Consider the following 22,848-nt stretch of genomic DNA (forward strand, 5'->3'; position numbering starts at 1 on the left):
TGGAAGTCGGCAATCGTACCGTGTGGTGGCGGAAAACTGCCCGGATACCGGCGCGTTTCATGAGACGGACAGCAAAAGCTGTTTCAGGTCCGGCTCCCTGACGCAGTTTGCGGCTTCGGCCGGCCTCATCCAGGCTACATGGCGCTCTGCCATCTCTGGGAACTGCTTTTTCCGTCGTTGAACTTTCAACATGTGCACAGCGACGACAACCTCAACCTCGCGGCGGTCGTCGAGCACCTTCGCATGCCGGAAATGGTCATACAGCTTTCGCTTGACCTTCCCGATCACACCCTCTTCTTCCCAAGCCTCCCTTTCCGCCGTTCTGTGAGAGGAAAGGCCAGGGATCGGCCATCCCTTTGGGATCGTCCAGCGTTTGGATTCGCGTGTCGTGATAAGCAGTAATCCGGCCCATCCGGCGTGTCACGCACGCAGAGCGCCCCGACCTGCATCAGGAGATCCGACTGGCCCTCAGTCGCCTCGAATGTTCGGTCCTCAAACAGGTGTATCAATGGACGCCCTTCGATACATCTCGGAGCCCGGGTCCGCGGTTGTGTCTAAGCGCTAGGATCAGTGATCGATGGCGTTGCGTGGCCGTGGCTGGACGGGAACTTCCGGATTCGCGGGTGAATCCCCGAGCGACACGGAGTGACAGCACTGCAGTGATTAACCTGCAATTTTAAACATCAGCCATGACGGTGAGATGACTGATACCAACCGGCACCATGCGAGAAGCGCCCCCAGGCATGTGCGGCCCGATGCGATTGCTCAAGGGGGCGGCACATCAAGGCAGGCAGGAGGCTGGTGTGAACGGCTGTCAGAGCAACCGCTTCCTTTGTGTCCGGTAGGCTCACTATGTTGAGCCGGAACCACACTTAACGATTTATTAATTAGTGCTTGCTAAAACTCGCTTCGGAACTACCTCCCAGTTCCATGTGGCGAAAACTGGCCCGCCTCGGCGGGTCTCTTTTAGAAGCTGCTGCCGTCAAATGTGGCGACCTATTGTTCGATCGACACGTTGATCCTGGAGCCTACCCCAGCCCCTCTTGGATCAATGAGCATCTGGCCGGAGACCAAAACGGAGTTTCTCCGGCCGGATGCGTGGCGCTTGATGTGTGGATCCACTCCCGCCTCGCCGTTAGGCTGCTACTTCTCGAGATGGGGCGTTGCAACACCAGCGTCGGCATCTCTGCACAACCATCCTTCATCCATTAAGGCGGTTCGGTATCGCTAGCGGTGGAAGCAAGTATTGTTCAATGGCGCGCGCTTGAGGACGGCGCATTGCCGATGGAAAAGGCCGATCCGACATGGGTTCGGATCAAATACCCGGTGATTTCAGTTTCGCTGATGCCTATGGAGCAAAGCCTTATTGCGTCGTCACATAGCAACTCCGCAATTTTCTCATCGAAGGGTGTGACATAAAAGCGGAACCATGCGGCAACAGCCTCCACGACAATCGAGTTCTCGCTGTTGCTCATATCACCGTCGTTGTCCCGGCCTCTTCCGTGCTTCATCGACCAATCTCTCTCCTGTCTCGGAACGAAAGGCTCAACATTAAGTTACGCGTAAAGTTCCAGAGGGAGTTTTGACCATGGCCGCTAATCGTGCCCAGTGGAAAGGACACATCAAAATCGGCGAGATCAGCTGCGCTGTCGGGTTGTACACGGCCGCCTCAACGTCTGAGCGCATCTCATTCCATACGATCAACAAGGCGACCGGCAATCGCGTACGCCGCGAATTTATCGACAGCGAGACCGACAAGGTCGTCGAGCGCGAAGATCAGGTCAAAGGATTTGAAACCACCGCCGGCGACTACATCATGATTGATCCGGAAGAGGTGGCGGCCGTCATTCCTGAATCGGACAAAACGCTTGATCTCGAAGCATTTATACCCTGCTCAGAGGTAGATGACCTATATTTTGACAAGCCCTATTACCTTGTTCCGTCGGATGATGTCTCCGAAGAGCCTTTCGCCGCGCTCCGTGACGCCATGATCAAATCGGATGTTGTGGCGATCTCACGCACGGTACTGTTCCGCCGGATGCGGACGGTTCTCATCCGCGCCCACGATCGGGGAATGATCGCGACCACCCTCAATTTCGATTATGAGGTTCGGCCATCCGATCAAGCATTCAAAGACATACCGGACATAAAGGTCGAGGACGAAATGCTCGATCTTGCCAAGCATATCATCGAGACTAAAAAAGGGGATTTCGACCCGTCCACGTTCGATGACCGTTACGAAAATGCTGTAGCCGAACTGGTGAAAGCGAAAGCCGAGGGGCGTGCCCTTCCGAAAGCCAAGCCTATCCAGGTCTCCAAGCCCAATGAACTTCTGAAAGCGCTGCGCGAAAGCGCGGGCTTCGGCGGTGCGAAATCCGGCGGAGCAAAGCGCAAAACGAAAGCTGCAAATGCCAACGCCAGCAAGTCTGGAAAGACCGCAGCTTCGAAGTCTGCTGCGAAAGCCACGCGCAAGAAGGCGAGTTAGGGAGAACATCAATGGCAGCGCGCCGCCCGTACTGGAAGGGTTACCTGAAACTATCCCTCGTCACATGCCCGGTCGATCTGACACCTGCGACGTCCGAGAGCGAAAAAGTGCGGTTCCACACGCTCAACAAGCAAACCGGTCATCGTGTTGTTTCCCGATATGTCGATTCCGTGACCGGCAAGCCGGTCACAGAGGAGAACGAAGCCAAAGGCTATGTACGAGGTGAGAACGACTATGTGCTCCTGACAGATGAGGAGCTCGAGTCTGTTTCGCTCGATACGGTCAGGACGATAGACATCGAGACATTTGTTCCTAGGGAAAGCATCGAGTGGATCTATCTGGATACCCCCCACTACATGGTACCCAATGACAAGATAGGGAATGAAGCCTTCGCCGTTATCCGCGAAGCCATGAAGGCGGAAGGGGTGGTTGGCGTTTCCCGGGTAGTGATCGGACGCCGCGAACGGGCCATTGTCCTGGAACCGCGCGGCAATGGCATCGTTGTCTGGACGCTTCGATTTGGCGATGAAGTCCGACCTGAGGCGGCCTATTTCCAGGATATAGACAAAAAGGCCGAAGCAAAAACCGTTGCCTCCATCCAGAAGATGATCAAGCCGCGAACTGAGAATTGGTCGCCCTCGATGGTCACCGATCCCATTCAGGAAAGTCTGCTGAAGCTCATCGCCTCTAAAAAGAAGGCAACGAAGAAGACAGCCCCGGTGAAAGGCAAGAAAGAGGGCGACACCCAACCTTCCAACGTCATCAATATCATGGACGCCCTGAAAAGAAGCGTGCAGGCCGACCTGAAGGGGAGAAAGAGATCGGATTGAACCAGCGATCTCTATCTGTTGCGAGCATACATCGCTATAGGACGAGGTCCAATGAAATCTCGCTTGCCCACCATTTGCCCACTAGGGGAGAGATCCTCGACGATAGGTCCTAAACGCCGTGAGTTCCATCATAGCCGTTGACCTGCGATGGAATCCAACCCTCTGGCAGGCTCGACGGGCGATAGACTTCGACTTCAAGCGGAAAGCAGGCGGCAGCATCTGAAGAATGCTCAGTCGAGCAATCACCGCCTGGACAGGCGGACATACACGCGAGCAGATCTATTTCTGCGAAGAACTCCAGGTAGTCGCCAGGGCGCACCGGGCTCGCCTTCATGAAGTACTGGCCCGTGTCCCGGGTAAAACCGGTGCACATGAAGACGTTCAGCACATCGTGGATGTGTGTCGACGCTTCGTCCAAGGGCATTCCCGTTTCCTCAGCAAAGGCCCGTGTCAGATTTGAATGACAGCAGTGATGATACTGTCCCCCTTCGCTTAGAAGGTTATACGTATAGGGATCGCAGCGCGTACCAATTACGTCGTGCACCGAGCCCCCAAACGCGTCGAAGCCATACCAGTCAAGCGTATCATGGGTGATCGTAGCGATTGGCCTGAGATAAGGCATATTCGAGAACAGCTGGTCGCCAAGCCCAACATGGGTCCCGTTCAAGGCGCGGGTTTTGCCCGTATAAAGCCGCTCATTGATGTTGTTGGCATTGAACAGATTGAGATCACCGACCTGCGCACCCTCGCTGCAGACTATGCGACAGAAATACCCTGTCGGCACCGTCCAGCATGCCGCATCTCGCGCCGGAACCGTCACGCGCTTCACAAGCCTAAGATCGGCCCGCAAGGCCCGGTAGCCCTTGAGATCGGGACGTCGCAGGGCTTGCACCGGATAGCAGAGCACAGGAGCAATCCCCCTGCGCTCAGCGGCATCTGGGGGGGCGTCAGTGATGGGTTGAGGCTTCATCCCAGTCCTCTCCCTAGTGTTGTTGGAGGACATCTACCCATAACCGTGGCCGGTTTCAACCGACTCTTTTGCCCCAGCGTTACATTCACCGACGTCACCGGATCGTCGCCAGCTTGGCGCCGACGCCAAGGACCGCGTCGATCTCGGCGATAAGACTGATACGCCCGGACCGTGGTGCAGAAATCCGCGTTTCCATTTTCATAGCCTCCACGATCGCAACGACATCGCCTTCATTGACATCAGCACCATCATCGACAAGCCACTGACGAAGCGTGCCGGGAATGGGGGTCGTGACCGCTCCTTCGCTGACACGAGCCGTTTCGCCAGCCGGTTTGATCGCAGCGGCGCCAGAGGCCGAAAACAGGCCAGCTGGTAAACCGAGTTCATGGCGCTTGCCGTCGATCTCGAGAAAGCTGCGGATGAGGCCGCCCTCAACAGGGTCGACACGTGGTGCGGGCAGGACCCCGGCAAACTCCGTTTCAATCCAGTTTGTGGAGATCCTGAACCCATCCTCACCTGTGAAGTCACGCTCGTTGACAACTGCGCGGTGAAACGGCAGAACCGAGGCAACTCCCTCAATATGAAACTCGGCCAGTGCACGGCGTGCACGCTCAAGCGCCTGGGTGCGCGATGATCCGGTCACGATGAGCTTCGCCATCATGGAATCGTAAAGGTCCGGAATTTCGGAGCCTGCTTCGACGCCTGTATCCAGGCGAATGCCAATGCCCGACGGGGCTCGAAAGCCGGTGATCAGGCCTGGTGTCGGCAGGAACCCTCTTCCAGGATCCTCGGCATTGATACGGAATTCAAACGCGTGGCCGCGCGGTTGCGGTGTTTCTGTGACAGAGAGCGGCAGCCCGTCGGCGATGCGTAGCTGTTCGACCACGATGTCAATGCCCGTCGTCTCCTCGGTCACGGGATGTTCGACCTGGAGGCGGGTATTGACCTCGAGAAACGAAATGACGCCATCTTGCGACAACAGGAACTCGACGGTACCAGCCCCGCAGTATCCGACCTCGGCACAAATCGCCCTGGCGGCCTCATGAATGCGGTTGCGCTGCTCCTCGGTGATGAAGGGCGCAGGTGCTTCCTCGACAAGCTTCTGATTGCGACGCTGCAACGTGCAGTCCCGCGTCCCGAGTACAACTGTGTTGCCATGGGTGTCGGCGATCACCTGCGCCTCGATGTGGCGCGGTTTCTCGAGGAATTGCTCGCCATAGCATTCGCCACGGCCAAAAGCTTCGGTCGCCTCACGAACGGCGGAACTGAAAAGCTCGCCAACCTCATCGAGCCGGCGAGCGACTTTCATCCCACGACCGCCACCGCCAAACGCTGCCTTAATGGCAAGAGGTAGGCCGACTTCGCCTGCAAAGGCGACCGCGTCGGCCGCGGAAGCAATCGGGCCCTTCGATCCCATGACCAGCGGCGCGCCGACCTTTTCGGCAACGCGCCGTGCCTCGACCTTGTCACCAAGAGCTGCGATGACCTCAGGTGAGGGACCGACCCATGTCAGCCCGGCATCGATCACAGCGCTTGCGAATTCGGAACGTTCCGACAAGAACCCATAGCCCGGATGGACGGCATCCGCGCCTGAGCGCCTTGCAACCTCAAGGATACGCCCGATATGCAAATAGGTCTCTGCTGGACGGCCAGAACCCAGGCCATAGGCTTCGTCAGCGAGTTCTGCGTGCAGCGCGTTGGCATCCGCATCAGAATAAATGGCGACCGAAGCGATGCCATAGTCGCGCGCTGCGCGAATGATGCGGACGGCGATTTCACCTCGATTGGCGATCAGCAGCTTTTTCATCAAATCAGTCTTCCTGTGGGATCGAAGCGACCGGGGCAAGTGGTTCTGCCACCCTCACCTGTGGATCGAAGGCGGCAATCAGCTTGAAGCGGATTCGCGCCCCGATCGGGATCTGGCCAGCAAGATCCAGATGGTGGCCGGCCACGACACCGATAACGGGATAGCCGCCGGTTAGCGGATGGTCGGCCAGGAAAAGAACCGGTTGGCCATCGGCAGGAACCTGGATAGCGCCGAGCACGGTGCCTTCGGAAGGAAGTTCTTTTTGAACACTTCTCTCGATAGGAGAGCTTCCGGACAGCCGCATGCCGATGCGGCTCGAGTGTGGCGTGACGTGCCACTCCTGCGTCTGCAGCGTTTCAATTCCCGCCAGCGTGAACCAGTCAGTCCGCGGCCCGGGAATGACGTCAAGCTCGACCACGTCACCCGCACGCGGCAGGTCATAAGGTTCTAGCGGGATCGGGTCGACGGCAGAGGCCAGCTTTGCAGCTGGAACCAGAAGACTGCCCGCCTGGATGACTTCTGGCCCAACCTTTGCCAGCGTATCGGTTGCGGCGGAGCCAAGCACCCGCTCGACCACAAAACCTCCACGAAGCGCAAGATAGCTTCGCATCCCGGCGGACGGAACACCCATGGACAACTCGTCTCCCGCGTCGAGCGCAAAGGCGCGGGCAAATGGCGCTTTGACCTCGCTTCCAGCTTGCGTTCGGATCGTCAGGGAGCAAGGGGCACCAGTCACCGCGACGGTCACTGCCCGGTCCGCCTGAAGGGCGAATCCGCCAAGGGTCACTTCGATGACAGCTTCGTCGCGAGAATTACCGAGAAGAAGATTGGCAGCCTGCATTGCACCGCGGTCGACGGCCCCGGATTCCGAAACGCCCTGGCTTGACCGGCCCCTTCGACCAAGATCCTGATAGAGGGTGGGGCGATCCGACCGTGTCGCGCGAAGGCCCTCCGTTGCGAGCGGAGGCGCGGGTGTCGTCTGGCCTTCCCCCGAATTCAAGGCAATGGCCGCGCTCTCAGGCAGATTCCGAAATCGGACGCGATCGCCTGGCGCCAGCAGGGCCGGGCGGTCACGCGTGGTGTCCCACATTTTCAGAGACGTCGATCCAAGCAACTGCCAGCCTCCAGGACTGTCGGACGGGTAGATCCCGCCAAACTTTCCAGCCAATGCCACCGACCCGGCAGGGACCCTTACACGCGGGCTCTTGCGTCGCGGCACATCAAAGCCCTCGTCATCGCAGGTCATGTAGGCAAAGCCGGGAGCAAAACCGGTGAAGGCGACCGTATACGTCGCGTCTGTGTGCCGGCGGATAACCTCTTCCACCGACCAGCCAAGCAGCTTCGCCACCTCCTCGAGGTCAGCACCATCATAAGTTACCGGGATTTCAAACAGACCGCCCTGCCGGACACTGCGCTTCGACAGATCCATTCGCGAAATCGAATTCGTCAATGTCGGGCGATCGGCCAGAAACGGATCGAACTTTATCATCACGGTGCGCGCTGCAGGAATTGCCTCTACCACACCATGAAGCGGTGTGGCGAGAAGCGCATCGAGGAGCGTCAAGGTCGCGTCGAGATCCTCGAGCTCGACGAGAAAGCTGTCGCTGCCAGCAGGAAGAAAGCGGAACAGTTCACCCATTTGAGACGCCAGCGAAGGACTTCAGTTCAATACCGCGCTTTTCAAATGTTTCACGCAACGTGTGGGCGATGCCGACCGCCGCCGGAGTGTCGCCATGAACGCAAATCGACTCCGCCTCAAGCGGAATATCGATGCCGTCGATTGTCGTGACGCGCTTTTCTCTCACCATCTTGAGCATGCGTTCGGCAATGATCCCCGGATCGTGAATGACCGAACCCGGCAGCCGACGGCTGACAAGACTTCCGTCAGCATTGTATGCCCGGTCGGCAAAAGCCTCAGACACAACCGTCAAACCAGCGTCGCGGGCTTGCTTCACGACAGGGGCACCGGCAAGCGCCAGGAATACCAGGTCGGGATTGATCGCCTTTATGGCGGCAATGACATCCGCGGCCTGTCGAGCGTCGTTGGCTATGGTGTTGTAGAGCGCTCCATGGGGCTTGACGTATCGCACCGATGTTCCCGCCGCCCGAGCCAGGCCCTGCAATGCACCGATCTGGTAAATCGTATCCCCAACGAGCTCATCACTCGACGGGTCCATATTGCGGCGACCGAAGCCCGCAAGATCGCGATATCCAACATGCGCTCCGACTGCCACCCCTCGATTGGCCGCTTCGCGCAAGACGCTCAATATTCCAGCAGGATCACCAGCGTGAAAACCGCAGGCGATGTTGGCACTCGTCACGATCTGCAGCATGGCAGCATCGTCCCCCATTCGCCAAGGTCCGAAGCTCTCGCCGAGATCGCTGTTCAGGTCGATACTTGTCATGTCGCACACCACCGGAAAAATGAGGATTCGAGAGTATTGTTCTATAATTCCTCAGGGATCAACGGCGACAGAAATAATGCGCGGGCTTGTTGTTGCCGGCTTCTGAGAATGCCAGACCTGCCATGGAAAATCCGAGCGGATACGCGCGGCACAGGATTTCCAGGCGATGAGCGAGCTGACCCCCTCCCCCGTGGAAGAGCTTGGCCGATCACGTATCGGTCCGGCCATGCCCGCAGTCGATAAGCAGGACCGGTAGCCACCGAAAAATCGGGAGTGATGATGTTTACGGGTTTCGCGCCGTGACAATCAAACCGAAAGAGCGCTTCCCACCCAATACTAAACCTGATGCTTGAAATAGTAGGCCTGCTCTTTGGCTTCCCGCCAGGCCACACGGCCGTATCGACCTCCGGTTGCCACCTGATCGACTGTCGAAAGGAAGGCCATGAGGCCGATGAGAAAGATGAAACCGCGCATGCCTGGACATTAGCCGCATGACATTTAGAAACTTCTAACGCGACACCGCGATGGTTCTTTTGGCAGGCTGGACCAGGATTGAACTCGAACCAGGCCAGAACTTGCGCCGGAGATCGATGACCCAAGCCATCGTTCCCGCCGCAACAGGGTTGCCAGATAGGTCGACGGATCGGCCGAAGAGGTTCATTGGTGGCTGGGTACTGCCAACGGGCCTTGGAGACAGTCCACGACAGGCGCGTCTGATCGGGTGAGATTCGAGGTTTCGCGGGGCAGCGACACACCAAACCTCACCCTCCCTAGACTGCCCGTTCTTCACAGACAGATGATAGGATATTCTGTGCTTCAGAAAAGAGAAAGACGGACCAAAGTCCCGCAGGGAATCTCACGCGGTATCTTGGTCAGTCATCAAAACTGTCGCAAAACCTTCATAAGTGATTTCGTATGTCCGCCGAGGAAATTCCGGATGCGATTCTCTGAAATCTTGGCTCCTTCCTATTGGACGTGTCACATGGGCGCTGACAATATCGAGGCGACGAGCGGCGGGTTCACCTCCACACCTTCGTTGTCGGGTCGGCGATCTCCAGCGACCGTATTCAGCTGAGCCCGAAGCGGCCCCCCGCCGAGTGGAACTGCCTCGAGGCATCGGTCGTCGGAGAAGAGTTCGTCGGCGCAATCGCCGTGGTTCATCTCGAAGCTTCGGATCGTATCGAAATCAAGGCACAAAAGAGCCATGACGAATTGGATCGCCTTAATCTCGAACCTAGCCCGGATCTGGGTGTCATGGCGCCCGGAGGCATCACATATCCTGCCTGGCGAAAGTTAAGCTCATTATTGTTTGCCAAGTTCGGCCGATAAGTCATGCCGTACGCCTTTTGCTGGTTGGGGCGCCGACAATAACCCGAGGGCTGAACCCGGTACTGTAACTTCCTCCTTCACTGTCATGGTATCGTCGTCCCTACGTCTGGGGGCTCCAAACACAGCGGCTGGCCTCCGGCCAGACCCGGTCCAACCGATTGCCAACGTAATGGAATTACACGCCGATCGCCGATCTGATATTCCAACCCGCTGGGCACGCACGATGTTGAGACCGACAACTGGCGATGCACATTTTTTAAACCTGAACCTCGCTTGACACTTTTTTAACCCCTCCATATGGTTTTGAACCAAACGGTAAAAAAGGGGAACAATCATGACAAAAGACCTTCTCATGTCACGTCGCACGCTTATGGCCTCGGGCCTTGCCCTGGGCGTCAGCGGGTTGGTCCCGCTGGCCCGCGCCGCTGCACCCGTAAAGGTGGCGGGAATACATGCCTCGCCTGTCGAGAATGCTTGGAATTCCTGTCTTCACAAGGCCTTGCAGGATGCCGCCAAGGAAGGTGTGATCGAGTATGTATTCTCAGAAGGTGTTTCCGGCACGGACTATCCCCGCGCGATGAGCGAATATGCCGAGCAAGGCAACAAGCTGATCATTGGCGAAGCCTATGCTGTCGAAAAGGAAGCTCGTCAGGTAGCGGCCGATTACCCCGATACCGCTTTTGTTCTTGGCTCAAGTGGCAAGGAGGAGGGCAGCAATTTCGGTGTCTTCGGCACGTGGAATTACGACGGTGCCTATCTCGCGGGAATGCTGGCTGGGAAGATGACCAAGTCGAACGTGGTCGGCTCGGTTGGCGCGATGCCTATTCCTGAGGTCAACATGTTGATCAACGCCTTCGCCGAAGGCGTAAAATCTGTTAATCCTGGGTGCAAGCATCTCGTCGCCTTCATTGGTACGTTCTTCGATCCGCCGAAGGCCCGTGAGGCGGGTCTTGCCCAGATCGATGCTGGCGCCGACATTCTGTTTGGTGAACGCATCGGCACTGCCGATGCGGCCAAGGAGCGTAACATCAAGGCTGTCGGATCGCTGATCGACTATACCCCACGTTATCCCGACACCGTCTTTGCAAATGCCCTCTGGGGATTCCGGCCGATACTGAATGCGGCGATTGCCGATGTGGCTGCGGGCAAGCCCGTCGGTCGCAACTACACCGCCTTTGGCCTGATGAAGGAAGGTGGAAGCGACATCGTCTTCGTCAAGGGGGTGGCACCGGCAGAGGCGGAAGCGGCCATGGAAGCCAAGCGCGCCGATATCAAGGCCGGCAAGTTTGAGGTGCCACAGAACATGGAACAGCCAAAGTAATACGGCCGATCAATGCCCGGGGAACGTCCAGCAGACGCCACCGACGTTTCGGAACTGATCCGTTCCGGCCAACTGACTGCAACGGAGGCAATGCAGCTGTCACTGGCGGCTGCGGCCCATCAATCCAGTTTGGGTGCAATTGCCCATCTTGACGCGACGATAGGAATTTCAGCGGCCCGGGCGGCGGACGACGAACGTCGGTCCAGCCCGACGCGTTTCAACCCGCGCGCCTTTGGCGGCGTGCCGACGCTTGCCAAGGACCTTGGCGGCCCGTTCAAGGGTCTGCCGGTGGCAGCCGGTTCGCGCCTTTTCAAGCGAGATGCCGGCAACGCGGATTCCGAGCTTGCGGCTCGGTTCCGCGCGGCCGGCTTTTGCCTGTTTGGCCTAACCACAAGCCCCGAGTTCGGCCTGTCGCTCGCAAGCGAGCCGGCGATTGGTCCGGTCTGTCGAAATCCGCATGACCCGTCCCGAACTGCTGGCGGATCCTCGGGTGGTGCTGCCGCAGCTGTCGCCGCCGGCATCGTTTCCATCGCACATGCAACCGACGCCGGCGGCTCAATTCGCGTTCCTGCCGCTTGCTGTGGCCTGATTGGGCTGAAGCCCAGTCGTGGCGCCATGCCGGCGGGTCCTTCGTTCGGCAATCACCTCGGTGGCATCGCAAGCGAATTCGTCGTGACGCGCTCGGTCCGAGACACGGAGCTGGCGCTTAAGTCCTTGAGCGGTAAAGCCCGTGGCCCCTTTCCCGATGTGGTGATGACAGGCCACTCCCCGTCTGGACTGAGGATAGGCCTTTTGACCGATACCGGCGTGCGATTTCCAACCGCCGGGGACCGGCTAGATGCCGTCGAGGCGGCAGCCATTTCGCTGGAGGCCGATGGCCACGCGATCGTTCGTCTGCAGTGGACTGATTTTGAAACAGCCGTGGGATACAGCGCCCGCGCTTTCGAAGACATTGTTGCCGTCAATCTGATCAATTTGGTTCAGGACTTTAACCTCGACATGACAATGGCCGAGCGCCTGACACAGGCGGTTGTTGAACAAGGCTCTGCAATGCCCGCTGCGGCGCTTTGGGCATCCCTGAACAAGGCCCTTCTCGTCAGCCATCACATGTGGACCGTTTTCGACAAGGTTGATTGCGTTCTATCCCCAATGCTGTCTTCGGCGCCACTTGCAGTCGGTTCGTTCCCATCGGATCATGGCGACACCGAGCTGCATTTCGAACGCATGGCTGCTTTCGCACCGCTCGCACCACTCGCCAATGTTTCAGGGGTTCCTGCCTTGACCCTACCTTTCGGATCAGATGCTGCCGGTTTGCCGCTGCCGATCCAGCTGATGGCACCAGTGGGCCGCGACCTGCAGCTCCTGTCGCTTGCCCGGAGACTGGAAGCCGAAGAACGCTGGCGGCATCCCTTTCCAATCGCGGAATCGGCTGCATGAATACGGTTCTCGATATTTCCCGAGTCTCAAAGCGTTTTGGTGACAACCTTGCCAACGACGACATTTCGCTCTCCCTCAAGGAAGGAGAAATTATCGCACTCCTTGGCGAGAACGGCGCTGGCAAGACGACGTTGATGAGTATTCTCTTCGGCCACTATGTGCCCGATTCCGGGCGCATTATCATACACGGTCGTGAGCTGCCGCCTGGCAAGCCCCGCGAAGCAATCCGGGCCGGCGTCGGAATGGTGCATCAGCATTTCTCGCTGGCTCCAAATCTGACGGTTCTCGAGAACATCATGACCGGGACGCAGAAACTCTGGGCGTTGCGCTCGAAGACAAATGCTGCCCGCGAGAGGCTTCTGGCGATTGCGGACCGGTTCGGGCTTAAAGTCGATCCGGACGCGCGTCTCGGCGATCTGTCGGTCGGGGAGCAACAACGCGTCGAGCTTCTCAAGGCACTCTTCAACGATGCTCGAATCCTGATCCTTGACGAACCCACCGCCGTTCTCACCAATATTGAGGCCGAACGGCTGTTCTCGACATTGAAGGAGATGGCCCGCCAGGGATTGTCGCTAATCTTTATCTCTCACAAGCTGGACGAGGTCATGGCTGCCGCCGACCGGATTGTCGTGCTTCGCGGCGGCAAGATGGTCGCCGAACGTCTTCAGTTTGAAACCAGCAAAGCCGAACTCGCCGAACTGATGGTGGGACACCGGGTCAGCCGCCCCGTGCGTGAACCTTCGACGCCAGGCGCCCTTGTCTTGAAAGGCGTTGGCATCACGGCCAAAGTTGCCGGGGTTGACAGACTGAAGAGCATAAACTTTCAACTCAGCGAAGGTGAAGTGCTCGGGATTATCGGCGTTTCTGGCAACGGCCAGGCCCCCTTGGCAGCTTTGTTATCCGGTTTGCTATCCCGTACAGCGGGCGACCTCATGCTGTTTGGAAAAAACGTCGGCAATCTAGATGTTGGGGAAGTCGTTGCAGCTGATATCGGCCGCATTCCCGAAGACCGAAACAACGAAGGGGTGATCGGGGAAATGGCGATATGGGAAAACGTCGTGCTCGAGCGTCTTTCCGCGTTCTCCAGGGGTGGAATGGTGGACCGCAAGGCAGGCATGACGTTTGCTCGGGAGATCATCGATGCCTTCGACGTGCGAGGTGGTGCGCCGCGTAGCCGCACCCGGCTCTTGTCAGGTGGCAACATGCAAAAACTCATCCTCGGCCGAAATCTTCAGCAACGCCCGCGGATCTTGGTTGCCGCGCAGCCGGCACGCGGGCTCGACGAGGGCGCGGTTGCAGCCGTCCATGCCCGGATCCTGGAAGCCCGCAGGCAAGGCACCGCCGTGCTTTTGATCTCTGAGGACCTTGATGAAGTGATCGCGCTTGCTGACCGCATCCAGGCGATCGTTGGTGGGAGGCTGTCTCCACCGGTCGACGCTGGAGACATCGATGCCCGCCGCCTGGGCCTGATGATGGCAGGCGACTGGAGCGAGACGCCCACGGAGGCCACACATGCGCCTTGAACGCCGTGAGCATCGGCCGGTCTATCTCCTGGTCGGTACGCCGATTGCTGCCGTCATTGCGGCACTTCTGCTTGCCGGCCTTCTCATCGCAATTGCCGGCGCGCCAGTCCTCGAAGCCTATCGGCGCATTCTGGTCGGCGCCTTCGGCTCACGTCTCTCAGCGACCGAGACGTTGACCCGGGCCACTCCCCTTATCCTGACCGGTCTTGCAGCCGCGACTGCTTTTCGGGCAAGGCTTTGGAATATCGGCGCGGAAGGCCAGTTCTATCTCGGCGCTATCGCGGTCGCTGCCTGCGGCTCCAAACTGCTTGCGGGCCTACCGGGTCCGATCCTCATTCCTGCCTTGCTGATGATTGGTGCCCTCGCGGGCATGGTGCTGATCCTTATCCCGCTGTGGCTCAGACTACGGTTCTCGGTTGATGAGGTGGTGACCAGCCTCCTTATCAATTTCATCGCGGTGCTTTTTGTCTCCATGCTGATCAATGGTGTGCTGAAAGATCCAATGGCCTTTGGGTGGCCACAGTCGCAGTCTGTGGTCGACCATGCCATGCTGCCAAAACTGGTAGCCCGCTCGCGGCTACATGTCGGCTTCCTGATTGCGGTCGTCCTTGCCGTCATCATCCATTTCGTGCAAGCCCGGACTGTCTTCGGCATGCAGTCACGCGCGGCGGGTCTTAGTCCGCAAGGTGCAGCCTTTGCAGGCGTGCCTCTGACACGGACACTGGTCAAGGTCGCCTGTCTTTCGGGAGGGCTCGCCGGACTTGCGGGTGCAATTGAAGTCTTGGGCGTCAAAGGCTACGTCACCACAGATCTGTCTCCTGGTTTCGGCTATTCCGGCATTGTCGTCGCGATGCTCGCCAATTTGAACCCACTCGGCGTCGTGCTTGCCTCACTGTTCACGGCAACCATGTTCGTCGGAGCCGACGGCATGAGCCGTAGCCTCTCCATACCGACCTACATCGCCGACGTAACGGTAGCGTTGTCGCTGCTGACGATGCTCGTTGCCCTGTTTTTCACCCAATACAGGATCCGGCGATGAACATTATTTTCGACATCATCGCATCGGCGGGCCTGTGGGCGGCAATCCTTCGCATTGCCACTCCTCTGATCTTTGGAACACTGGGTGCGCTTCTGTGCGAGCGGGCCGGCGTTCTCAACCTCGGCATCGAGGGCATCATGACTTTCGGCGCGATGATCGGCTGGCTTGCGGTCTATCACGGTGCGGATCTTTGGACCGGTCTTTTTGTGGCTGCGCTGGCAGGCATGGTGTTTGGTTTCCTGCATGCCACAATGACTGTTTCCCTCGGCCTGTCCCAGCATGTTTCGGGCCTTGGCGTGACCCTTTTTGCCTCAAGCTTCAGCTACTATCTTTTCCGACTGATCGTGCCAGTGGCCGGTACGCCGCCAACGATCGTCCCCTTTCAGCCGATCAGCATACCTGGCCTTTCCACCTTGCCGTTTGTTGGCCCGGCCTTTTTTACGCAGACAGCACCGACCTATCTCGCCATCGTCACTGCGCTGCTGCTTGCCTACATCGTCTTCCGCACTCCACTTGGTCTTGCCATTCGCATGACCGGTGAAAATCCGCATGCGGCAGAAGCGCAAGGCGTCGATCCTGTACGAATACGCTATGGTGCAGTGATCATCGGCAGTGCGTTGATGGGCGTTGGCGGCGCATTCCTGACACTGTCTGCCTTCAACAGTTTCTTCCCGACTATGGTCCAGGGTCGTGGGTGGATCTGCATTGCGCTTGTCGTGTTTGCATCATGGAGGCCGGGGCGTGCGCTTTTTGGAGCTCTCCTCTTTGCTTTCTTCGACGCGTTCCAGCTGCGCCTGCAGACCGTGGTCCAGGGCATCCCCTACCAGATTTTTCTGATGACCCCGTATATCCTGTCGATCCTGGCGCTGGCCGTCATGGCGCGTCGCGCGCGCGTACCCCAGGCCCTGATGCAATCCTATCGCCGTGGCGAACGATAACAAGGAGACCCAATGTTCGAGCTGATCATCAGAAAAGCAAACCTTCCCGATGGCCGGACCGGGATCGACATTGCGGTGGAGAACGGTAAAATTGCCGCCATCGAGCATCAGATCGAGGCTTCTGCCGGAACGGAAATCAATGCGACTGGGCGGCTGGTAACGCCCCCCTTCATTGATCCTCATTTTCACATGGATGCTACGCTGTCACTCGGCCTGCCGCGAATGAACATTTCCGGCACCCTTCTCGAAGGCATCTCGCTCTGGGGCGAGCTTCGTCCGTCGTTGACACAGGAGGCGCTGGTCGAACGCGCCCTTCGCTATTGCGACCTTGCTGTCAGCCAGGGCCTGCTGGCTATTAGAAGCCACGTGGATACGTCCGATCCGCGCCTGATCACCGTCGAAGCACTGGTCGCTGTTCGCGAAAAGGTGAAGCCCTACATCGACTTGCAGCTCGTTGCCTTCCCGCAAGATGGCTATTACCGAGCCGAAGGAGGCGTTGAGTCGCTGAACCGCGCCCTCGACATGGGGGTAGACATCGTCGGTGGCATTCCGCACTTCGAGCGGACAATGGACGACGGGCGCGCCTCGGTAGAGGCGCTTTGCAGGATCGCCGCCGATCGCGGACTTCCAGTCGACATGCATTGCGACGAAACAGACGACCCGATGTCACGTCACATTGAAACGCTTGCAGCCCAGACCATGCGTTTCGGACTGCAGGGACGTGTTGCAGGCTCCCACCTCACGTCGATGCATTCGATGGACAACTACTACGTCTCAAAGCTCATTCCACTGATGGCCGAGGCTGAAATCAATGTCATCCCAAATCCCCTGATCAACATCATGCTACAGGGGAGGCACGATACCTATCCGAAACGCCGCGGCATGACGCGCGTCCGTGAACTCATGGATGCCGGCCTTAATGTCTCCTTCGGACACGACTGCGTTATGGATCCCTGGTATTCCATGGGCTCGGGCGACATGCTCGAAGTCGGACACATGGCGATTCATGTGGCGCAGATGGCCGGGATCGCTGACAAGAAAACGGTCTTCGACGCTCTTACGGTGAACTCGGCAAAGACGATGGGTCTTGAAGGCTACGGGATGATGAAAGGCTGCAACGCGGACTTTGTTGTTCTACAGGCCGCCGACCCGATCGAGGCGCTTCGGCTAAAGCCGACCCGGCTTTGGGTCATCCGTCGCGGCAAACTTATCGCGCAATCAAAGCCGCGTATCGCCGAGCTCTTTCTCGAAGGTCGGCCCACCAAAATAGACAGCGGCCGGGATTACGTGCCGATGACGCCGTCGTGAACGGCAACCAGCGTACCAGTCTGGCGCGGGAAACCCCAAGCTTTAGAGCAGAAGTTGGCGGAGCCAAGAAGGCCGATGCACGGTCTGGCGTCTCGGCTCATTTCGCCCGCTACATGTCCGCGAGGTCATCGGGAGGTCGTCCAGCAGCGCCGGGTCGATGGATGCTACAGCAGCATTACTCACGACGACTAGTGGATCGCAATCGAGGAGGTGACCAGTATCGCCGCGAGGCCCGGATATCGCTCGATTAGAATGGCGGTCAGCTCCTCCTCGGTTCGGTGGCCCTGATTAAACAGGTCGATCGCCGCACTACAGAGTGTCTCCGAAGCCCGTAGGTCAGGGGCCGCTTCAAAATGCTTGTACCAAGTCTGAACGGAATGCGACAGCAATGCCAATTCTGCGTTAAGGATCGGTCTGAAAATCATACCCGCCTCCCGGTTCTAAGAAAGAGGCGGATGGTAGTCGTTACACGTCAAAGGTCAATGCGACGACGTGTCCAATAACACTCACGAGCGCAAAATCATCGTTTCGAAGCCGCCAGACATCCACTATCGGCTCGACGCCTTGCTTCGTAGCGATCATTGGTCGATCTGCATGGCTGACCGGCCAGTGACTTCACGCTTGTGAATGCCGAAGAAGAGATGAGGAGAAGTATGGGCCGGCGGGACGACATCCGGCTTCAAGGATCCAATCTCCCACCAATCTATGTGTTTCTGCAGTAGCGACCACGCATGTAGCCTCTCCTCGTGCCACGCATCATTATCAGGCAGTTCCTGGAATTCACCGTGGAGGACCACGCTTCTCCAGCTGCCCTTTAGTTGCCGCTCCTCGACTTGCAGGCAAACCTTGGGATTTTCGCGCATCCACTCGACCTTGCGCCCCGGCATCGAGAAGCTGTAAGCGATGCTTGCCTCGAAAGCGAAGTACACTGGAACCACGTAAGGTTGGCTATTGTGGCAGCATGCCAAGTGGCCGTAGTGACTGGCTTTCAGCATCTCCAGGCATTCACCATGCGTCATGTTCCTGATTGCCATTGGCATTTTCTTCACTCCTATCTTTCAAGCCGATCCTCGACGGATAGCTGCATACGTCCGTCGGGCGACGTCCCCGCCCAGCCGGTAGAAAAGAACGCTAAATATCGTCGCGATCATCACCACAATGATCAGCAAGACCGCGTGATCCCGATCCAGTCCTCGTCAAGCATCCTTGGCCCGAATTAGCAACATTGTGATCGTCACGGCGGGCTTTGGTCAGCTCGCGCCTCCGAATGATTATTCTCCTCCATTGTCTGGGGATTTGCCATTGTTGCATTGCGATGGATCAACCAGCCGAAGTTTCTGCTTCCATGCGAGTTGGTGGCAACTGATGTTAGGCGCATATCGCCCTGGAAATCGAAGAATGTTCCTTGCGCCCTGATCACCGGTGGTGATTGAAATTGCTAAACGCCGCGCTGGCGGGCGTACCATCCCGTGGGACGCTGTCACCGTAAGAGTAGTGATTTCGTGATTGTGCCCCGGCGAGGGCCCCGCAGCCGTGGACACGCCGATTGCGGTGCTGGCGTCCACGCGCTGCCAGTGGGAGCGAGATTTTTTATTGTTGGTCGGTGAATTTGATCGAGCGCAATGTGGGACAGGCCAGAAGTTCTATTCTGATCGTGCGGTTCAAGCTGGTCGGAGGGTGAAGTGAACGGACTTGATTGCAGGATCCGATCATGGTGACAGTGGGAACGTTGATGTTCGCGGGCCCATCGGCCTTGCCGTCAATCTTCGGGGATCCCGTCGCAGGCGACGCATTGCATGGGCGCTTGTCCTTACGGCATAGCGGCCAGAGGAATTTCAGTGGGGATCGTGCTTCCGGAAAGATGGGAAGCCTTGATCGAATTCGCACTCAGAACCTGGCTGTATCGCCGTGGGTCATTGTTCCTTTCCACGAAACGACTGCGGCCACTTGGGCGGCCGTCGTCATCGCTGCATCGTCGCCGTCACTTCGGCTTTCTCAGCATTCTCAGGGTCCAAACACTGCCCGAAGGAGGCGTGAAATGGTGAGGATGAACTATCCAACGTGTAAAAGGGACGCTCTGCTTTCAGCAGCGGGATGCCTATCAAAGGAGATGATAAAATGGGTCTTAAGGTGCTTCCGAAGTCAGACTGGCCGGCCTACTTCTCGGAACTTCACAAGGAGGTCGAGGGAAAGGAAGTCAAGATTGAAATCCTTGGCCAGACGCTTGGCGACCAGGTTCTGGTGAGGTCTGCAAAGCTCATTGGAGCAACTTACGAGCCGAAGGAGGATGCTCTCGAAATTTCGGTTAAGGGGATTACCCACGTTGTCGATCGTCCACAAAAGATCTCCATTCTGCAGGAGAATGGATCAATCGTCGCAATCGACGTGATCGACATCGGGGACAGGCACCAACTCATGACATTTGCCTAGCCGCGGGCCTGACTTATCGCGCACAGCCGGCGTGCCAAATCCGGAGGCTCAAGCCGCGCAATGCATAGAGCTGCCGACCCGGCTCAATTCTCAAGGCACCTCTCCCGCAATGGCTCATGGTAATTCCAGACTCCTGCGAATAGGCGTTGAGGAACCATGATTCCGGAGCCTTGATCAGAGCGAGCGATTGCTAAGAGAACGAGAACCAAAATCCCGTCTACTGACCGGGATTTCATCCTTGTCCTGCGAACTCGTCGCCGGTGCCTGCCTGCGCGAAACTTCTGAAAACGGAGCATGCCCACGTGGTGGACCTAGCCTGCCTTCCACCTCGCCCTGTGTGGGAATGGCGAGACGTTCGCTTCCTGGTTTGGGACCTGGGCTCGGTGTGGCCGGGTGCTTGCTTCGCGTTTTCGGTAGATGCTTGGTTTCTGGATTCGGTGCTTATCAAATACGCCTGCCCCAGACGCAGGGACGTGGCACCGTTCATGGCCCCTTGATGAGACGGATTCCTTGCCGGAGCCAGGGCGCGCTCGCCAGTGTTGTCGCTCAACGGCCTCAGCCGGATGACCATCGTCTACCTTGGCGAGGTCTCGGGCGCGTGAACAGGATGGAAGGCGGAAGTTGGCGAATGCATGGCGTTCCTATCAAACAGTGGAATGTGCGGTATCGTACCCTCTGAGGCCCGGGCCTTTACGACATCCCTCAAACACAGTCACATTAACCTCATCATCGATGCTTCAGTGACGATCAGTTGATTTATAACGCAGGCCCTTCTTCCCATGAACAGTGTTCGACACGGTTGGTTGCTACTTCAACTGAGGTGTCCCTCACTTCGGTCGATGCCGGAGGCAGTCCGAAGCGACATCCGCGACCTCTGCGAGGACTACAGTCTCCTCGCTCGCCAGATTGACCATCTTCGGCGTAGTAAATCTGTTTCGATGATAGGCGAGTATGAAGAGCTTTCTCGCTTCCTTGAAGAGGACGTCAAAGAGCGGTTGGGAATAATCGACGACAAAGTCCGACCAAGCAGCGCGCGGTCGAGACTTTTTGTTCTTGATCGTTTATCGGCCGTGGCCAATTGGGCTCGCAAGCTCTGGCGTTTTTCAAACGAACTGACTTCAATCGAGACTCGGACAAAACAGCGAATGGTCGATTGAGGCTGGCACGGCAGGGACATGGCGCCGGCTCCCGCTCTCGACGAAACGCGCTTTGACCTGCGCCGATTTCAGTCTCGGGATCAGGGATTGTCAGGCCGATAAGGCGTGAAGCCGCCGGCCGCAAATTTGCCGGCCCGGGTGCGATATCATGTGGTGATGATGGTCGTTAGTTGCCAGAGGCGCACCGCACTAACCGACGGAAAGCGCAATAGCCGACTATAAACTCTTTGGTGGTCCCGGAGCGTGCGCTTTTTCAACTCCATTTTGGATGAGTGTCGGTTATTTGATTGCCAGCTAATTTGCGCTTCGTTAGCGTCTCCGGCAGGAGGACCACCATGAAACACATCGATTCGATTGCCGCTGAGCCGACTGCAGCGACAAGGGTTTGGAACGTCGCTGAGTTTTGCTTACAGCATCGCCTTGACGGCAAAGAAGAGGCCAAGCTTGTTGCCCTGTTCGGTCAGTTCGCCACCACAAGCGAGCTCGTCCACAATGTGACGCGCCGCGCGCGCTCTCGATAAAATAAAGCCCAACCACGGCGCTAGCCAGACATGGTGGCTGAGATCAGGCTCGGGATGCGTGGGCGTGGCTTAGTTCGCCTGCCGTATGGGCATCAAACCGTATTCCAGCCCTGCGAGCAAAAGATAGTTCATAGCCTCGCTGTCACTTGCCGCGGCGAAGCTACTTGCGGCAGCGGAATCATTTGCGCCCTGTATGCGGTGTTGTCAGACGACAGTGGCGTGTGACTGTCAAAGCGAATGACCCACGATATCCTGCGAGGGTCAAGGACGGCCCCGCAAGATCGACAGTCGAGCGAGAGCAAAATCCCGCTGGAGTGTCGGGAGATCCACGCTTTCGTTTCCGCGTCGCACAATGATACTGCGTTGCCCACATTGTTCGCCCTGTGAATCTTCCGATGACAAACTGTTATCAACTTCTGCGCCAGCTGGTTGACATACGCCATTTTACCACGCTAGAACTTGTCTGACATCTTACAAAGTCGAGATGTTTTATTGGGAGGAAAAATGGATATTCTTACGAAGCTCCTCGCCGGTGCTGCGCTACTGACAGCTGCGCACTCTGCGTTTGCCGGCGAAACGCTGGATCGCGTAATGGAAAAGAAGGCGATGGTCGTTGCAACCAACAGCAGCTGGCCCCCGCAAAGCTTCCTGAATGACAACAACGAAATGGTCGGTTTCGATATCGACGTTTCCCGGGAGATCGGAAAGCGCCTGGGTGTAGATGTCAGTTTTCAGACCCCCGACTGGGCTACGCTGACCGGTGGACGCTGGCAGGGACGATACGACGTCGGCGTCGGTTCCGTTACCCCGACCAAGGCTCGCGCTCAGGTCATCGACTTCGCTGGTATTTATTACTACAGCCCCTACGTCTACGTTGTTCACAAGGATAGCTCCGCCAAGACCGTCGCAGATCTGAACGGCAAAGTAATCGGCGTCGAAACGGCAACGACCTCGGAAGACTTTATCCGACGTCAGCTCGAGATCGATGCGCCAGGCCTCCCGCCGGTCGAATATAAGCTGGAGCCCGGCGAGATCCGTACCTTCGCCGATTCCATGCTGCCCTTTGATGACCTTCGCCTCGGCGACGGTGTTCGTCTCGATGCAGTGATCGCGCCGGAGCAAACGGCAAAGAACGCGATCAAAAACGGTTATCCACTACGCATCCTTGAAGATGGCTATGCCTTCCGCGAACCTCTCGTCGTCATCGACGAGAAGACCGATCCCGACTGGACCAAGAAAGTCGGTGAAATCATCTCCGAGATGAAGAAAGACGGCACACTCGCTGCCCTCACCACCAAGTGGTACGGCAAGGATTACAGCACCGACTGAGACGCAAGAGCAATGCCAG

At 57.7% G+C, this 22,848-nt stretch carries 21 protein-coding genes; 11 read left to right on the forward strand and 10 right to left on the reverse strand.

Annotated elements, in window-relative coordinates; translation table 11 throughout:
- Positions 1–57 precede the first annotated feature (57 nt).
- Positions 58–399, reverse strand: coding sequence for an NUDIX hydrolase (locus RGCCGE502_RS17625; protein ID WP_341875038.1), 342 nt, complete (start codon positions 397–399; stop codon positions 58–60).
- An 851-nt stretch (positions 400–1,250) separates the two neighbouring features.
- Positions 1,251–1,511, reverse strand: a complete 261-nt coding sequence (locus tag RGCCGE502_RS17630; RefSeq protein WP_016555543.1) for a hypothetical protein — start codon at positions 1,509–1,511, stop codon at positions 1,251–1,253.
- A gap of 77 nt (positions 1,512–1,588) precedes the next feature.
- Here RGCCGE502_RS17630 and ku (RGCCGE502_RS17635) point away from each other — a divergent pair, with 77 nt between their 5' ends.
- Both ku (RGCCGE502_RS17635) and ku (RGCCGE502_RS17640) read left to right on the forward strand, forming a co-directional pair.
- Complete coding sequence (gene ku, locus RGCCGE502_RS17635; RefSeq protein WP_016555544.1) at positions 1,589–2,485, forward strand: non-homologous end joining protein Ku; 897 nt, start codon at positions 1,589–1,591, stop codon at positions 2,483–2,485.
- Between the two features lie 11 nt (positions 2,486–2,496).
- Positions 2,497–3,315 (forward strand): non-homologous end joining protein Ku, encoded by an 819-nt coding sequence (gene ku / locus RGCCGE502_RS17640; protein WP_016555545.1) that lies wholly within the window; start codon positions 2,497–2,499, stop codon positions 3,313–3,315.
- 109 nt (positions 3,316–3,424) lie between these two features.
- Here ku (RGCCGE502_RS17640) and RGCCGE502_RS17645 read toward each other — a convergent pair whose 3' ends face one another.
- The 6 genes from RGCCGE502_RS17645 to RGCCGE502_RS17665 all read right to left on the reverse strand — a co-directional run bounded on the left by RGCCGE502_RS17645 (position 3,425) and on the right by RGCCGE502_RS17665 (position 9,703).
- On the reverse strand, positions 3,425–4,285 hold the full coding sequence (locus RGCCGE502_RS17645; RefSeq protein WP_019280093.1) for an urea carboxylase-associated family protein: 861 nt from the start codon (positions 4,283–4,285) through the stop codon (positions 3,425–3,427).
- 94 nt (positions 4,286–4,379) lie between these two features.
- Positions 4,380–6,092, reverse strand: coding sequence for an acetyl/propionyl/methylcrotonyl-CoA carboxylase subunit alpha (locus RGCCGE502_RS17650; RefSeq protein WP_016555547.1), 1,713 nt, complete (start codon positions 6,090–6,092; stop codon positions 4,380–4,382).
- 4 nt (positions 6,093–6,096) lie between these two features.
- On the reverse strand, positions 6,097–7,731 hold the full coding sequence (locus tag RGCCGE502_RS17655; RefSeq protein ID WP_016555548.1) for a 5-oxoprolinase subunit B/C family protein: 1,635 nt from the start codon (positions 7,729–7,731) through the stop codon (positions 6,097–6,099).
- On the reverse strand, positions 7,724–8,497 hold the full coding sequence (locus RGCCGE502_RS17660) for a LamB/YcsF family protein (RefSeq protein ID WP_016555549.1): 774 nt from the start codon (positions 8,495–8,497) through the stop codon (positions 7,724–7,726). Before RGCCGE502_RS17660 ends, RGCCGE502_RS17655 begins: the two co-directional genes overlap by 8 nt.
- Positions 8,498–8,833: 336 nt before the next feature.
- On the reverse strand, positions 8,834–8,971 hold the full coding sequence (locus RGCCGE502_RS37335; RefSeq protein ID WP_019280094.1) for a hypothetical protein: 138 nt from the start codon (positions 8,969–8,971) through the stop codon (positions 8,834–8,836).
- Between the two features lie 504 nt (positions 8,972–9,475).
- The gene (locus tag RGCCGE502_RS17665) at positions 9,476–9,703 is read right to left on the reverse strand and encodes a hypothetical protein (RefSeq protein ID WP_016555550.1); all 228 of its coding nucleotides are present in this window, start codon (positions 9,701–9,703) and stop codon (positions 9,476–9,478) included.
- 457 nt (positions 9,704–10,160) lie between these two features.
- Between RGCCGE502_RS17665 and RGCCGE502_RS17670 the strand changes: the two genes are divergently transcribed.
- The 6 genes from RGCCGE502_RS17670 to RGCCGE502_RS17695 are packed head-to-tail and all read left to right on the forward strand — an operon-like array spanning position 10,161 to position 17,392.
- Positions 10,161–11,147, forward strand: coding sequence for a BMP family protein (locus tag RGCCGE502_RS17670; protein WP_016555551.1), 987 nt, complete (start codon positions 10,161–10,163; stop codon positions 11,145–11,147).
- 12 nt (positions 11,148–11,159) lie between these two features.
- Positions 11,160–12,584: an amidase gene (locus RGCCGE502_RS17675; protein ID WP_016555552.1), complete on the forward strand. Its 1,425-nt coding sequence runs from the start codon at positions 11,160–11,162 to the stop codon at positions 12,582–12,584.
- Complete coding sequence (locus RGCCGE502_RS17680; RefSeq protein WP_016555553.1) at positions 12,581–14,107, forward strand: ABC transporter ATP-binding protein; 1,527 nt, start codon at positions 12,581–12,583, stop codon at positions 14,105–14,107. Before RGCCGE502_RS17675 ends, RGCCGE502_RS17680 begins: the two co-directional genes overlap by 4 nt.
- A complete protein-coding gene (locus tag RGCCGE502_RS17685) occupies positions 14,097–15,146 on the forward strand; it encodes an ABC transporter permease (protein ID WP_016555554.1) in 1,050 nt (349 codons plus the stop codon). The genes RGCCGE502_RS17680 and RGCCGE502_RS17685 overlap by 11 nt, the downstream gene beginning before the upstream one ends.
- Positions 15,143–16,084 (forward strand): ABC transporter permease, encoded by a 942-nt coding sequence (locus RGCCGE502_RS17690; protein WP_016555555.1) that lies wholly within the window; start codon positions 15,143–15,145, stop codon positions 16,082–16,084. Before RGCCGE502_RS17685 ends, RGCCGE502_RS17690 begins: the two co-directional genes overlap by 4 nt.
- Before the next feature lie 12 nt (positions 16,085–16,096).
- Positions 16,097–17,392, forward strand: coding sequence for an amidohydrolase family protein (locus tag RGCCGE502_RS17695; RefSeq protein ID WP_016555556.1), 1,296 nt, complete (start codon positions 16,097–16,099; stop codon positions 17,390–17,392).
- A 188-nt stretch (positions 17,393–17,580) separates the two neighbouring features.
- On the opposite strand, the gene RGCCGE502_RS17700 is transcribed toward RGCCGE502_RS17695, so the two are convergent.
- Complete coding sequence (locus RGCCGE502_RS17700) at positions 17,581–17,817, reverse strand: hypothetical protein (RefSeq protein WP_016555557.1); 237 nt, start codon at positions 17,815–17,817, stop codon at positions 17,581–17,583.
- A 153-nt stretch (positions 17,818–17,970) separates the two neighbouring features.
- Complete coding sequence (locus tag RGCCGE502_RS17705) at positions 17,971–18,432, reverse strand: pyridoxamine 5'-phosphate oxidase family protein (protein WP_016555558.1); 462 nt, start codon at positions 18,430–18,432, stop codon at positions 17,971–17,973.
- Positions 18,433–19,510: 1,078 nt separating this feature from the next.
- On the opposite strand from RGCCGE502_RS17705, the gene RGCCGE502_RS17710 reads away from it, so the two are divergent.
- From RGCCGE502_RS17710 to RGCCGE502_RS17725, 3 genes are all read left to right on the forward strand, one after another.
- A complete protein-coding gene (locus tag RGCCGE502_RS17710; protein WP_016555559.1) occupies positions 19,511–19,822 on the forward strand; it encodes a DUF5335 family protein in 312 nt (103 codons plus the stop codon).
- Between the two features lie 1,492 nt (positions 19,823–21,314).
- Entirely contained in the window at positions 21,315–21,500 is a 186-nt protein-coding gene (locus RGCCGE502_RS17720; RefSeq protein WP_016555561.1) for a hypothetical protein, read from the forward strand.
- 504 nt (positions 21,501–22,004) lie between these two features.
- Positions 22,005–22,829 (forward strand): transporter substrate-binding domain-containing protein, encoded by an 825-nt coding sequence (locus RGCCGE502_RS17725; RefSeq protein WP_016555562.1) that lies wholly within the window; start codon positions 22,005–22,007, stop codon positions 22,827–22,829.
- Positions 22,830–22,848 lie beyond the last annotated feature (19 nt).

The sequence above is a fragment of the Rhizobium grahamii CCGE 502 genome (assembly GCF_000298315.2).
In the GTDB taxonomy this organism is placed as follows: Bacteria; Pseudomonadota; Alphaproteobacteria; order Rhizobiales; family Rhizobiaceae; genus Rhizobium; species Rhizobium grahamii.

Excerpts from the sequence above, each read along its gene's own strand:
- RGCCGE502_RS17710 (WP_016555559.1), top strand. The coding sequence starts at position 19,511 with ATGGGTCTTAAGGTGCTTCCGAAGTCAGACTGGCCGGCCTACTTCTCG.
- RGCCGE502_RS37335 (WP_019280094.1), bottom strand. The coding sequence starts at position 8,971 with ATGCGCGGTTTCATCTTTCTCATCGGCCTCATGGCCTTCCTTTCGACA.
- RGCCGE502_RS17700 (WP_016555557.1), bottom strand. The coding sequence starts at position 17,817 with ATGATTTTCAGACCGATCCTTAACGCAGAATTGGCATTGCTGTCGCAT.
- RGCCGE502_RS17650 (WP_016555547.1), bottom strand. The coding sequence starts at position 6,092 with ATGAAAAAGCTGCTGATCGCCAATCGAGGTGAAATCGCCGTCCGCATC.
- RGCCGE502_RS17695 (WP_016555556.1), top strand. The coding sequence starts at position 16,097 with ATGTTCGAGCTGATCATCAGAAAAGCAAACCTTCCCGATGGCCGGACC.
- RGCCGE502_RS17630 (WP_016555543.1), bottom strand. The coding sequence starts at position 1,511 with ATGAAGCACGGAAGAGGCCGGGACAACGACGGTGATATGAGCAACAGC.
- ku (WP_016555545.1), top strand. The coding sequence starts at position 2,497 with ATGGCAGCGCGCCGCCCGTACTGGAAGGGTTACCTGAAACTATCCCTC.
- RGCCGE502_RS17655 (WP_016555548.1), bottom strand. The coding sequence starts at position 7,731 with ATGGGTGAACTGTTCCGCTTTCTTCCTGCTGGCAGCGACAGCTTTCTC.
- RGCCGE502_RS17670 (WP_016555551.1), top strand. The coding sequence starts at position 10,161 with ATGACAAAAGACCTTCTCATGTCACGTCGCACGCTTATGGCCTCGGGC.
- RGCCGE502_RS17680 (WP_016555553.1), top strand. The coding sequence starts at position 12,581 with ATGAATACGGTTCTCGATATTTCCCGAGTCTCAAAGCGTTTTGGTGAC.
- RGCCGE502_RS17675 (WP_016555552.1), top strand. The coding sequence starts at position 11,160 with ATGCCCGGGGAACGTCCAGCAGACGCCACCGACGTTTCGGAACTGATC.
- RGCCGE502_RS17685 (WP_016555554.1), top strand. The coding sequence starts at position 14,097 with ATGCGCCTTGAACGCCGTGAGCATCGGCCGGTCTATCTCCTGGTCGGT.
- RGCCGE502_RS17660 (WP_016555549.1), bottom strand. The coding sequence starts at position 8,497 with ATGACAAGTATCGACCTGAACAGCGATCTCGGCGAGAGCTTCGGACCT.
- RGCCGE502_RS17725 (WP_016555562.1), top strand. The coding sequence starts at position 22,005 with ATGGATATTCTTACGAAGCTCCTCGCCGGTGCTGCGCTACTGACAGCT.
- RGCCGE502_RS17645 (WP_019280093.1), bottom strand. The coding sequence starts at position 4,285 with ATGAAGCCTCAACCCATCACTGACGCCCCCCCAGATGCCGCTGAGCGC.
- RGCCGE502_RS17665 (WP_016555550.1), bottom strand. The coding sequence starts at position 9,703 with ATGGCTCTTTTGTGCCTTGATTTCGATACGATCCGAAGCTTCGAGATG.
- RGCCGE502_RS17690 (WP_016555555.1), top strand. The coding sequence starts at position 15,143 with ATGAACATTATTTTCGACATCATCGCATCGGCGGGCCTGTGGGCGGCA.
- RGCCGE502_RS17705 (WP_016555558.1), bottom strand. The coding sequence starts at position 18,432 with ATGCCAATGGCAATCAGGAACATGACGCATGGTGAATGCCTGGAGATG.
- ku (WP_016555544.1), top strand. The coding sequence starts at position 1,589 with ATGGCCGCTAATCGTGCCCAGTGGAAAGGACACATCAAAATCGGCGAG.
- RGCCGE502_RS17720 (WP_016555561.1), top strand. The coding sequence starts at position 21,315 with ATGAAACACATCGATTCGATTGCCGCTGAGCCGACTGCAGCGACAAGG.